Raw genomic sequence first — 14,061 nt, forward strand, 5'->3', positions numbered from 1 at the left:
TTTAGTTTAGTTAATAATAATACAATATAGATTAAGTATTTTGTAAAACAAATTTTACAACAGAAAAATATTATTTTTTTGTTGCATCCCAATTACATCGCACTAAATAACTGATATTAGAAACAAATATTGACCCGACCATAAAAATCCATAACATGCAACTAATGTAGTTCTCGAAAGCTGCATTTTTAGTTTGGTATTTATTTGGAACTGGTAATGGACATCAGAGTCCATTATTATTATTCTATGGTGATACTGCCCCGGTTGCAATAAACAGCAAAGAATAACATCTCTACATGAGTTTTTTCATAAAAGTTAGTCTAGTTTCGGTTAATGACACAATATACAGGTATTCAATCTATAATGCAAGTACTACGAGATTAAACTACTAGATTTCTGCTTTATTTTTATTAAAAAACCATATCAAAGAAAAAAAAAGAGCTTTTTAATTCATTCAATAGTGGTCTAATTCCTAAATTAAATTTTTATTTATCAAACATGATACAAATAGATTAAAAAGGCATTAGAATATGTGCAAAAATTTAGAATCTAAATGGTTTTAATAATAAAAAAGCCTGAATGCATAAATACATTCAGGCTTTTCATAAAAAAATTCGATTAATTAGTTTGCATATCCAGGATTTTGCTCTGCTGCTTTATTCGATTCTCTTTCAGCCTGAGGAATAGGCCACTGGAAACGATAATTCGTAGCAGGAACATCACCAATAGCATTTTCTGTTGCCATATAAGTGCCATCCTTAGGACGTGAAAACCCTAGTCCCCATCTCTTAAGGTCGAAAAATTCGTGTCCTTCAAATGCTAACTCCCTTCTTCTTTCGATCCTAATTTCATTTAGTAAGGTTGCATCATCATAGGCATCTACCAAGGCTGTATTATATCCGGTTATACGCGCCGATCTTAGTGCTTTTAGAAGTGTTTTTGCATTTGCTTTGCTCAGATAGTACTGAGCTTCCATTTTATTAAGAGCAACCTCCGCATATCTTAATAATTTAGGGGCATTAGCTTTATCAGAATAAGCCTTATAGCTAGGGTTACCTGGATATTTCTGTACCAATGTAAGAGGGGTAGCAAATTGTCTTACCGTATAGCTCTTCAAATATTGAGCTGTTCTAAGATCAGTAGCAGAAAATAGATCAACAACAGATTTAGACGGAATATAATCAGGGTTCGGCAATAAAGATCCTCCATTATCATTGATAAAGAACACTCCATAATTAACTGCACCAGATTCCTGAACCGCTTCGATACCAATTTTGAAGATAATTTCTTTGGTACTCACGTCATTTGTCCAAAGGCTTGTTAATCCTGCCGCTGTAGTTTCGTAACCAAAGCTACCAGCCATTACTTTATCTGCTGCATCAGAAGCCTTTTGGTAATCTTTGTAGTATAGATAAACCCTTGACTGAAGTGCTGCAATGAAGTATTTATTTACCTTAATCTGTGAAGTTAGATTTGTTTCTCCGATTAAACTTTCTGCCTGATTAAGGTCGCTGATGATCTGATCGTAATTTTGCTTAACCGTTTGACGCGGGATCTGAATTTCTGTTGTAGGCTCTAATACCATAGGTACGCCTAGTCGGTCATTCAAATCGATTTTAGAGTAAGTACGTAATAAGTCGAAAAGATAAAGCGCTCTCAAAGCGTAAGCCTGTGCTTTGAATGACTGTTTTGATGCCGCAACCGTAGTTGCATTTTCGCCAGCAATCGGAGTTACATTATCAACATTTTTCAAAAATGTGTTAACCCTGTGAATAGCATTGTATACGGTTGACCAGAAATCTCTTGTTTCGTATGTGGATGAATTGTAAGTATTTCTTTGCCAATCTGAATAGTTATTACTAAACCAGGACGTGGCGATAAGGTTATCGGTAGTAATATCGTTCATCACAACAAAGTTACGACCATAGTAACTACCAGATCTTAAAGGTGCATAAGTACCATTTAACACTGATTCAGCAGCAGTAATGTTAGTAAACACCAAATCAGATGTTAGAGCTTGAGGGGGCAACTGGTTCAGTTGTTTCTTGCAGCTAGATAAAGTTAATGCAACTGCTAGCGTACATATAATTGTCTTATTTAATTTCATTTGAATTTTCTCCTTTCTTAAAACGTTACATCAACACCAAAAGTGAATTTTTGAGAAACAGGATAAATACCCAGCTCAAGGTTGTTAAAATACTCTGGATCGTAACCGCTATATTTTGTTATGGTTACTAAGTTATTGGCTCTAGCATAAACTCTGGCTTTATTTAAGAACTTGGTTTTACTCAACAAAGATTTGTTAAAGTTGTAGTAAACAGTAAGATCTCGCAGCCTTAAATAAGAAGCATTTTCAATATAACGATCGTCGAAATTTGTACCTGTACCATACTTACCGTATTTGGCATCATTGTCACCAGGTTTTTTCCACATTCTATCATAAAGATCTGCAACCCTGTTGTAGTTACTCCAAGAAGCGTTGTTCCACTCCATCCATGCCCTGGTATTGTTGATCGTATATTTACCAACTACATAATTCCATTGCATAAATACACCAAAGCCTTTATAAGAAAAATCTACAGAGGCTGCACCATTATATGGCGCATAGAAGCCTTTTCCGTCCAATACTACAGCGTCGCCACCGTCGAAATTTGTTGTTTGATTACCGTTTTTATCTAAGTAGACTTCATTACCCGTTTGGCCATCGATATGTGAAAATCTGTTATATTTTAACTGACCATACATGTAGCCTACAGCAGTGTAAACACCTGTACCAGTTCCTAACAGCTCATCTCTGAATCCATAAAGTTCCGTAACCCGATTTTTATTATACGTAAAGTTTGTATTAAAGTTTAAAGTAATGTCTTTAGATTTAACGATCTGTGCACCTAAGCCCAATTCAATACCCCTATTGTACATTCTTCCCATATTTTGATAGATCGAAGAGTAGCCAGTAAGATACGAAACCGGAACATTGAGTACCATATCATATGTTACGTCATTATAAAAATCAGCAGTGAAGGTTAATCTGTTTTTAAAGAATGCCGCATCAAGACCAACATTAAATTTACGTTTGATTTCCCATGATAGATCTGGGTTTCCTGCCTGGGTAGGAGTTAAACCCGCAGCGCCATTATAGGTTGTTGAGCCGAAAAGATCGTATGAAGGATAATAACCGATACCATCATTACCAGTTGTTCCGATCGATCCGCGGATTTTTGCAAGTGATAACCAGCTAACATTTTCTAAAAATTCCTCTTTTTTGATGTTCCATCCTAAACCTGCTGACCAAAAAGTACCCCAGCGGTTATTTCTTCCGAATTTAGATGAACCATCCCGTCTGATACTCAAATCTACATAATACTTATCTTTATAACCATAATTTACATTTGCCAATGCAGAGAACATCCTATATTTATTTAAAGAACCGCTAGTTGCTGACGGGGTTTGAAAAGAACCGAATTCCAACAATAGTGGTGACGAGGTGTTCTTTGCAGTTGCACTAAACACAATATCGTTATGGAAATTGTATTCAGAACCAATTACGGCTGCGATTGAGTGATCTCCAAAAGTATGGTTGTAGTTTAAGGTATTCCTTTGGATGCCATCCATCCATGATGAATAATATCTGTTGGCATTACCATTATCAGCTGCAGCAATTAGAGGTGCATTATACCCACCGCCATAATAACTGGTATAATTTGCTCCATAGCTAGACCTGAATTTGATATCTTTCGTTACATCAGCTTCTATGTAGGTATTTCCAAGTAATTTTAAGTTTTGATAATCCGTATGCTGATAATCATTCGCGCGAACCCAAAGGTTATTATAAGCACCTGAATATCCACCATACTGTAGCCTTTGTTTAAAATTACCTTCAGCATCGCGAACATTTTCATATGGCAATAACAGATAAGCCATCATACCAGTGTTGGCAGTACTATTCCTGGTCTCATTTGGCTGACGCTCATTGGTATTACCAGCATATAATGAGATACCTAATTTCAACCAGCTTTTTGCTTTGTGATCAACAGTTACACGGGCACCATACCTTTCCCATTTAGAATCGAAATAGATACCATTCTGTTGCGCATACTCTCCAGAGAAAAACGCTTGGGTTTTTTCGTTACCTGTTCTGATACTCAAAGAATGCGATTGTGTTTGAGGTTTTTGGAAAACTTCGTCAACCTGGTTAAAATCCGATTTTAATAATTCAGGAATAGCAGGATCATTAGCAGCACGACGGCCAATTGCAACTTCATAATCCAATCTTTGCTGCGTGTTCATCATCTTAAATTTTTGGTTATTAATTTGCTCATAACCATAATAAGCTTGATAATTGATATCTGTACCTGATTTTATGCCTCTTTTGGTTGTTACCAAAATTACGCCGTTTGCACCACGCGAACCATAAATTGCCGTTGCAGATGCATCTTTCAATACATTGAAAGAATCCATATCCTCAGGATTAAGCTGTGCAAAATCACTCGGATCAACGGGCTGCCCATCAACAACATAAAGTGGAGCTAATGAAGAGTTGATCGATCCCTGACCACGAATAAAAATTTGCGGAGCCGCACCCGGCCTACCGCTTCCAGCTGCTACTACAACACCCGGAACCTGCCCCTGTAAGTTGTGGAGCATATTTCCTGAAGGCCTCGATGCTACTTTATCTCCATCGACTAAAGATACGGAACCAGTTTCAGCACCCTTTCTTTTAGTGATATAGTTATTGCTGATTACGACCTCATTAAGCAGAGTTGCATCTGGGCTCATCGATACGTTGATATCATTTGAGCCTGTAATCTGTCTGGTTACGGTATTATAACCGATAAAAGTAAATACCAATACATTTTGTCCTGAAGAGACTGTGATTTTAAAGGTTCCTTTACTATCTGTTGAAACACCAGCATTGGATCCTTTGATTTTAACACTTACACCGGGAAGAGGTTGGCGATCTTCAGACGATGTAACTGTTCCTGAAATTGTTCTGTTCTGTGCTATTGCGGTTGATGCGATTAACAAGAACATGAACAAACTTTGTAGAAGTTTTTTCATGAAATTTAAGTTAGTTAATGATATAGTTATTTGAAGCGCTAAATATAAAAGAGTTTGCTAAGAGTTTAACAAATTTTAACAAAACAAGCCTTTATAATGACTTTGTTTTGACAATAAACCTGTATGATTAAAAAGGCGTTTGGGGGAATTTTTCCACAAAATGTAGAATATTATGAGCACTTATAATCATATTTAAACCCTAAATAGGCTAAAATTGTCATTAGAAGGCAGTAAACGACAGTTTATAAAAAAAAAAACTGTGCCAAAAAGCCTAGACCAGAACAAATGTTTTATACTTAAATTAAGCTTTGCACATAGAATAGGTTTTTTTAACAGGAATCTACTTATACATTGTTAAAACAGCTAATGAGATCAACCCAGGCACTAGATAGATATAAACGGTTGGTAAGTTCTCGTGTGAACACATAAAAAAAGCGGTGTTCTGGGAGAGGACACTAAAAAGTCTCCATGAAGATTAGGTAAAAAAGGAATAAGAATAATTTCTGCTCCCTTTTTTTTGATTCCAAGTGCGTATTAGAACCGCTTTTAAGGTGCTTCCTCAACAACAAAAATTCAATTTAGCGAGTTTACAGGCTCAACGATCTGATTGTCCCCAAAGATAACCTTTTTCGCAGGATCAAGGAGTTAATAGATTTCAGTTTTAGATATAATAAGATTTTGGATAAATATTGCCCGGATAATGGCCGTTTGGCCAGGAGTTTTGTACGTATGTTTAAATACCTTCTTTTGAAAACTATATTCACCATTTCAGATATGGATGTTGAAGAACGTCCCCGGTATGATATGTCCTTTAAATACTTCTTAGAGATGCCCCTTAAGAAGATGTTATCAATCCGAGCTCTCTGACCAAATTCCGGAAAGGATAGTAATGGTGAGAACATCAAAATAGCAGCAAAGCTGAACCCTTCGATAACGCAAGCCTTTAGAAAGGATGAGGGTAAGTTGGTCATAATAAAGATGTCGGTATGTTTGTGCCCAGCAGGGCACCTGGCCTTAGAAAAGCACAGCATGGGGGAAAAAGAAGATGCGACTAACCAGGTTGACACCTACTATTTTGACGTTGAAAAGTGTAAGGTCTGCCCATTACAGGATAATTGTTATAGGCCTGGTGCAAGACTAAAAGCTATTCGGTATCTATAAAGTCAGATGTACACATAGAACAGATGGCCTTTCATGAAACCGAATATTATAAGAAGAAGCAAAACACAGGCATAAGACAGAGGCAAAAAATAGCGAATTAAAAGACGGTCCATGGATATGATAGGGCAATATCTGAGGAATTTATGGTATGCAGATGCATTGGCGCATTGGCTATTTCGCTGTAAATCTAAAAAGAATCATTAAATTGAGCATATAACTAAACAAAAAGTAGCTATAAGTCTATTATAGCATTGCTTTCCAAAATTAACTAATAATAGTTGTTAGCCAGCGCATAACAAGACTTCCAAATAAAAAAACGATCAAGTAAGAACATGTCTTACTTGATCGTTTTTAAAGTTATCTGTAAAAGGCCAACTTTTTCAGTGCCCTCCGAATTGGCAACCCTTTTTATGATAAATCTAACTTGATTAATTCTTATCCCACCAAACTGGGGTATCAATAGTTACTACACCTGGAAAGTTTTTATTTGATGTAGCCTCTGTATTGGGATATGCCATACGAAGCGGAAACTTACCTTGGGGCAAACCACGTGAAGGAGCAATTGAAACCACAAAGAAATCAGGATACCCTGTTCTGCGCCATTCGGTCCAGGCTTCAAAGCCCTGAAAACCACACATAGCATAGTATTTTTGAGTAATAATAGCTTTTAAGGCATTGGTTGCTAAAGCAGCAGCTCCATCAGGTGCGGTAGCTATATATGAAGTTGCATCGCCAGCACCTACAGCGGTAAAACTTGCTTGTATACCTTTAGCATAAAGTGTAGCAACTGTTCCCACTCCATTAGTCCAACCTCGCGATACAGCTTCAGCTTGCAAAAAGTAGCTTTCTGTTTCAGATATAAATTTAACTGGCGCAACAGCAGATGCTGAATTACTAGCTCTCGCACCTACTAATGCTGAAGGAGGAGAAACCGTTTTGCCCGTATTAACATTATAGCTGCCTTGTATAATAGAACGTTCAGTTTTAGCTGCGACATCAGTTGCAATCAAATCATAAAACTTTGCCACCCTAGGGTCTGAATTTGCATCAAAATGACTAACCGCGGTTGTACTTGCTACTACATTTTGAACTCTGCTTAAACCTACCATTTCATTATATAAAGGATTTTCATTTCCTCCAGTGCTTAAATATTTAATAGAAGCATCAACCGTAAGAAAAGTAGGATTTGTAGCATACAAAGCTTTTACCCCTGCTGCGGCTTTTGCTGCATCAACATATGCCAACCTAAGATAAGCTTTTAGTTTTAAGGTATTAGCAAAGGCTTTCCAATTAGCCATGTTTCCTTGAAACACCATATCCTGAGCGCCAGGTGATGCTGAGTTAGCCACGCTTACCAAAGCCAGGCCTTTATCAATATAATTAAAAACGCTATCGTAAACTACTGCCTGTGTGTCATATTTAGGTGCTGGAAAAAGCTCCGGCTTTAATGCTTCAGTATTAGGAACATCGCCAAATGCATCTGTAACTACCTGTAATGTGTAAGCTTTCATCAAATAAGCAATACCTTTTGTGTACTCTAAGCTTGAGCCCTGAGCTTTTGTAATTAGGTCTGCATTAATTAATGCATTACGGTATAATATCAACCATGGCCTATCAAATGCTGTAGCAGCAGGGTTATACTGGTCAACTGTTCTGTATTGAGATGAAGTTGGGTTTTGCGTCCAATATTGCCCCCAAATATTACCATAAATTTGGAAAAAATTCCCTACAATTTGGCCAGTTGCGGCCTGAGATACTGGTAAAAGCAAATTAGGTGCTGCGGAATCTGGGCTATTGGGGTTTTCATTTACATCTAAAAACTTTTTACATCCAGATAAGCCAATAGTGGCAATTATAATTGTAAGCAATAACTGCTTAGTTATATATCTATTTTTATTATTCATGTCTTTTACAATTAAAATGTAACTTTTAAATTAAATCCATAGTTACGAACAGATGGTTGAGCGGTATAGTCAAATCCTTGCTCGTTTGTTGCACCACCTGAATTGACTTCAGGATCTACATATCTATTTTCCTTAGCAGTCCAAATAAATAAATTATTTCCAAATACGCCTAACGACAATGCGCTAAACGGAAGAGATTTAAGCTGAGCCTTGTTAAATGAATACGATATGCCAGCACTACGTAACTTTACAAACGACCCATCGATAACATTCACCCCAGGGTTTAAATCAGGAAAGTAATCTTGTTTATTGTAGAAAACATTTGTGTTAACCACACTATTGCCATTCGCATCTAAATAAACTGAATTTGGAAATGGCAAACCGAATCTTTGTCCGCCGGTTTCAGCAGAAACACCTACAAAGGCAAGAATATCTTTGGTTCTTGAAAAAAGTTTGTTTCCTTGTTTCGTATCGAACAATACGTTTAAATTCCAGTGCTGTTTAAAGGTAATGTTTGCTCCCCATGATGCTTGAAACTTAGGGTTATAACTTCCTAAATATTGAGCAGTAGGTGTTGCCAATGGCAAACCTGAAACAGCATCAACAATAGTACGACCCTGAGCATCAGTTTGGTTTGTTACTGCATAAAATTCACCATATGGCCTTCCTTCAGCAGCTACAATAGCCATACCACTTACACCACCAAGAACTACTTGACTAACATCTCCAAGGTCTACAACCTTATTGCGGTTTTTATAGTAAGTACCAAACAGTTCTATATTCCAATCAGTTGATTTTACAGCCGTTCCTTTTAGGGTAAGCTCTAAACCATTGTTTTGAACTTCACCAACATTAATTACGCTAAATCCATAACCTGTAGAGTTTGGAATCGGTATAGCTAAAATTTGATTTTTGGATTTGTTTTTATAGTAAGTAAAGTCAACACCAAACCTGTTATTAAAAAATGATAATTCTGTACCAACCTCATAAGCAGTAGTAATTTCAGGTTTAAGATTAGGATTACCAAGGGTTGTACCAGCTTGAAGAGCAGCAACGTTTCCGAAAGGGAATATTGTGCTACCAAAACCACTTGCTATGGTGCCCTTTGCAAAAGTTGTTAAAAGCTGATAAGGATCTGTATCGTTACCAACCTTTGCTATACTTGCACGTAATTTACCATAACTTAAAATATTATTTGGTTTAATCAATTCGCTAAAAACAAACGACCCGCTTACACTTGGATAAAAGAATGAATTGTTTTGCGTTGGTAAAGTAGACGACCAATCGTTACGAGCTGTAGCCTCCAAAAATAAATAATTTTTGTATGCTAAATTTAAGTCGGCATAAACACCAACAAGTCTTCTTTGCGAAATATTATCTGTAATAACATTCAATGGGCCGTTACTATTTTGAAGATTGTACCAATCTGGAACTACCAAACCAGCACTCGCGTTAGTTGCTGTTCTGTTTGTTGAGGTTGTTCTTTGACGTATGTTATGACCCACCATTAATGATCCTTTAAAATCATCGCTAAACGTGTGCGATGCTGTAGCCATCAAATCGTTTACAATTTCAGTTACGTTGTATTGGTCAATTTGATATCCGCCATTACTAACGTGAGTACCTTGGTTAGTAACCTGATCAATAGGTGAGAATGAGAATTTTGGTGTTAATTGTCTTCTACGCTCAGAATAGGTATCAGTACCAATACGATCCTGGAAGGTTAACCAAGAAAGTGGTTTGTAATCAAGATTAACATTTCCTGTTATTCTGTTAATGGCATCATCATTGGTGAAGTTTTCAAGTATATAATATGGATTTAAAGTATAAGATCCATAATAACCATATTGATCTGCATGAAGAACACCATTTGCATCAGTATAACCAAAACCGTTGTATTTATTGTTTAAGTCACCTAATTTATCCAAAGGAATATCACGGGGTGTTTGTAATACGTTATCAAAAACAGAGTTATCATTCTGTCCACCCGCAACCTGTCTGGCATTTATTTTATTGTAATTGAAAGATATTCCGGCACTAAATTTATCACTAAAATCAGTTTTACCGTTAAATCTTACGCCATATTTATTGTAAACATCTTGAGCTCCAGGAAATATGCCATCTGAATTTAATGTATTTAAAGCAAGATAAAATGTCGATCTATCAGTACCACCAGAGAAACTTACATTATTGTCTGTTACAAAGCCTGTTTTAAAGAAGTTTCTAACATTATCTGTTTGGGCAGAATAAGGTTTCGATTGTCTAACACCATCAATGCTTTGTCCCCATTCTTGACTTATGCCAGTAAAGGGCGCTCCCCAGCTCCAGTTTTCTTGACTATCGTTAAAATACTCTTTCACACCACTGCCATCATAATCGGTCGCATACCCTTGTCCATATTCATTTTGGAAATCAGGTAATTTAAGTATCGATGAAAAAGTATTTGAAGTATTAAATGTAATTTGAGTTTTTCCTTTTTTACCAGATTTCGTGGTAATTTGAACTGCACCATTTGATGCTCGTGAGCCATAAAGCGCTGCCGCTGCCGGACCCAAAAGTGGTGTAATGCTTTCAATATCATCTGGATCAATATCATTGGCCCTGTTACCAAAGTCAACACTTGAACGACTATCGGCACCACCAATTACACTTGAGTTATCAACAGGAACACCATCAATTACAATTAACGCCTGGTTATTCCCTGCGATAGAAGTACCTCCGCGGAAAACAATCCTGGTTGAACTACCTGGAGTGTTTGAGGATGATGAAATATTCATACCTGGTACGCGACCAACCATTGCGGTAAGCGGACTTGTGCTACCACTCTGTGATAAAGCTTCAGAAGTAATAGTAGGTGCAGAGTATCCAAGAGTTCTTTTTTCTCTTTTAATTGCATTTGCAGTTACTACTACATCGGTTAAGACTTTCGAGTCTGAAACAAGAACTACATTAATTGAATTTGCACCGCCAATTGTCTTACTTTGTAATACATATCCAATATAAGAGAATTCTAAAGCGGAACTGCCCGAAGGAACATTAATAGAATACTTTCCATTTGCATCTGTAACGGCACCCACCTGTGTGCCTTTAACTCTTACACTTACTCCAGGGATTGGTAATTTATCCTCCGCTGAAGTAACTGTACCTGTAATCGTCCTTTCTTGTGCTATTGCAGAAATTGCAACAAACATAAGAATGAACAAACTTTGTAATAGTTTTTTCATAATTTAAAATAGGTTAGTTAATGTGTTTACAAATCTAGGCTTTGATACTGCTCAAGCCAAGATATTTTTAACATTTTTTAACACAACCACTTACCGAAAGCATATCTCATTAGTAATCAAAAAGATACAATTGTATTATTTTAGTGGTTATTTTTGGTAAAATTGATTAAAAATGATTAATATCCACAAAAAATTATATTCCCGAATAAGGTTTTTCCACCCTCCCAGAAGTTTCTGAACAGGGGATCGTTGGCCAAATAAACTACCTGGCCCCGGCCGAAATCTTGTACACCAATTAAAAGCCCCATTTTTAGTTCTTCCCTGGCTTTTTTGCCTACTACACCCGCCATCAAACTTTTTTCGTTAATCAAACCCACATTCCAACCTTTAACAAATGGCTCATAAATCTTACGGTCTGTTTTTAAACTATAATAGGTTTTACCCAAACCATAAGAAAAGGGGTGACTAGCGTCAAGATTGATCCGATAAATTGCACCTGGTATCGTTGTTTCGAAATCATCTCTGTTCTTATCTTTGAAAAGAAGTTTGTTTGCCTCTGGCTTTTCATCTTTTTTTACAACAGCTTCTTTCTTTTTAATATCAAATCCTTTTTTCTCGAATACACTTTCAATAGCATCTTCCATTAAAATCAATCTTCCTCCTTTATTTAACCATGCAGTTAAACCATCACCTATAAAAGGGCTATAACTTCCATCTGGTAAAATCAAGGTATTTACTTTATTAATATCCAGGTTATTTAAATCTTTAGCATTAATAATACTGGGTGAAAGATTCAGATCGTGTTCAAGAAAAAACCAGGCTTCGCCGAACGCAAGAGAAGAAACCTCCATACCCGATACAATGGCAATTTTAGGCTGTTTTAACAATGGATAAACGTTAGAGCCAAAATCCTTACCTTTTTCTACAAAGCCACTGCTTATGGCCTGGATTGGCCTGTTCAAGGTTTTTGCAATTGATGCTACCTTATCTTTCATCCCTTTTATCAGCCTTTCGTTTTCTGCCCTCAACACAATTAGGGTTCCGGCAGGATAGTCTTTACCGTTTACAGCAAATGGCTGATCGGCCTGTCTGACTTTTATATTTTCCTTTTGCAGCGCAGTTAATACCTGAACATCTTCGCTTGTTCCCCAGCTAAACAACCAGGCGAGGGGTTTCTCCACCTCATTATTGATTATTTTAGGTTCTTCAATCGCTGAGAATTTTCCTTTGATACTTTCTTTACTGGCATAACCTTTTAATCCATACACGTAAGGAAGGGCCCATGCTGTAATATCGTAAGTATTAGAATCGGTTACCAGGGTTTGAGGCTCTAATAAAACATTAGCCAAAACTGCCCTTGGTTGCTGAATATTCACAATTAAATCGTTGCGGGTTATGCTAAAATTTTCTTCTTTTTGGGTATCGTAGTCATAAGCTCTACCAGTTTTATCCCCGCCAAAAGCAAATTCGATTTTATTTTTGGTGAGCAGTTCAGCCAGTTTTTTCAAGCGCGATAAATTAGTTGCTTTTATGATATAACTTTTATAAATGCCTGGACTATTAGCCAGCTCTTGTTGGAAATATTTTTTATACTCTTCTAATAATTTATTATGGTTTAGAGCGGTTACTTCAAGGGTAGACATTCCTGTGGTAAAGTGATGCGCGATACGATCTTTTAAAGTTAAGGTATCGCCATCGTTGGTTACCACCGATAATCCTGCCCTGATTCCGCCCTGTTCGTAGGTCATACCGATTGATCCATTATATAAAGGATAGGTATCGCCATAAGATGGATAAAGCAGGTCGAAGCGCTCTTTGGTAAAATATTGCCAGCCCTCTGCATCAAAATATTTAGCGTTGTTTTTACCCACTACCACCTGGAAACTTTTTTGCCAGGAAGTAATGTCCTGATGAACCGGTTCTGCTGCTGGTGCAAAATAATATGGTTCATTATAGCTTTGCTCATGAAAATCGACGTGTACCTGAGGCATCCATTGGTTGTACAATGCCAACCTTTGCTGACTTTCAATTTGTGTTTGCCAGGCCCAATCGCGGTTTAAATCGAAATAATAATGATTTGGTCTGCCGCCTGGCCATGGCTCTATGTGTTCTCTCGATAATGGATCAGAATTGGGTGTTTTGCCCACCACGCTATTAAAATAATTTACGTAACGGTCTCTTCCGTCGGGGTTTAAACAAGGGTCAATCACTACTACAGTATTTTTTAACCAATCTGTTGCAGGTTTATTACTGCCCGAAACTAGCGTATAAAGCATCTTCATGGAAGTTTCGGTCGAATTTGCTTCATTACCATGTACATTATAACTTAACCATAGTATAGCAGGTTGATTTGTTAAATCGACACTGTTATTGGTGCCCGTTGCCAAAACTAAATTGTTATTTCTAATTTGTTCCAGTTTCGCTATGTTTTCTGCTGAAGAAACAATGGCCACCATTAACGGTCTGCCTTCATTGGTTTTACCATATTCGATCAGCTTCATATTTTTTGGGGAAGCAACAGCAGTTTGCCTGAAATAATCGGCTACTTTATGATGTGGCGTAAAATGCGAGCCCAACTCGTAGCCTAAAAAATCATCAGGAGATTTTAGCTGCGCTTGCACAAACAGAATTGAACTTAAGGAGATCAGGCAGAACGTTAAGAGTCTTTTCATAGGAAAATAATTTTACCTAATGTACTAATTTTGTTTTTTGTT

The 14,061-nt window shown here is 37.0% G+C and carries 5 protein-coding genes and 1 pseudogene; 1 reads left to right on the plus strand and 5 read right to left on the minus strand.

Features of this window, described 5'->3' with window-relative positions; all coding sequences use genetic code 11:
* Positions 1–622: 622 nt before the first annotated feature.
* Both CA265_20315 and CA265_20320 read right to left on the minus strand, forming a co-directional pair.
* Positions 623–2,107, minus strand: coding sequence for a hypothetical protein (locus CA265_20315; protein ID ARS41870.1), 1,485 nt, complete (start codon positions 2,105–2,107; stop codon positions 623–625).
* A gap of 17 nt (positions 2,108–2,124) precedes the next feature.
* On the minus strand, positions 2,125–5,058 hold the full coding sequence (locus CA265_20320) for a hypothetical protein (GenBank protein ID ARS41871.1): 2,934 nt from the start codon (positions 5,056–5,058) through the stop codon (positions 2,125–2,127).
* Positions 5,059–5,661: 603 nt separating this feature from the next.
* Here CA265_20320 and CA265_20325 point away from each other — a divergent pair.
* Positions 5,662–6,436 (plus strand): annotated as a pseudogene (locus tag CA265_20325) (hypothetical protein).
* Positions 6,437–6,647: 211 nt separating this feature from the next.
* Here the strand turns inward: CA265_20325 and CA265_20330 are convergent.
* From CA265_20330 to CA265_20340, 3 genes are all read right to left on the minus strand, one after another.
* On the minus strand, positions 6,648–8,123 hold the full coding sequence (locus tag CA265_20330) for a SusD/RagB family nutrient-binding outer membrane lipoprotein (protein ID ARS41872.1): 1,476 nt from the start codon (positions 8,121–8,123) through the stop codon (positions 6,648–6,650).
* An 11-nt stretch (positions 8,124–8,134) separates the two neighbouring features.
* Complete coding sequence (locus CA265_20335; GenBank protein ID ARS41873.1) at positions 8,135–11,350, minus strand: SusC/RagA family TonB-linked outer membrane protein; 3,216 nt, start codon at positions 11,348–11,350, stop codon at positions 8,135–8,137.
* A 173-nt stretch (positions 11,351–11,523) separates the two neighbouring features.
* On the minus strand, positions 11,524–14,019 hold the full coding sequence (locus CA265_20340) for a zinc carboxypeptidase (protein ID ARS41874.1): 2,496 nt from the start codon (positions 14,017–14,019) through the stop codon (positions 11,524–11,526).
* Positions 14,020–14,061: the final 42 nt, after the last annotated feature.

Source organism: Sphingobacteriaceae bacterium GW460-11-11-14-LB5, assembly GCA_002151545.1.
Lineage (GTDB): Bacteria > Bacteroidota > Bacteroidia > Sphingobacteriales > Sphingobacteriaceae > Pedobacter.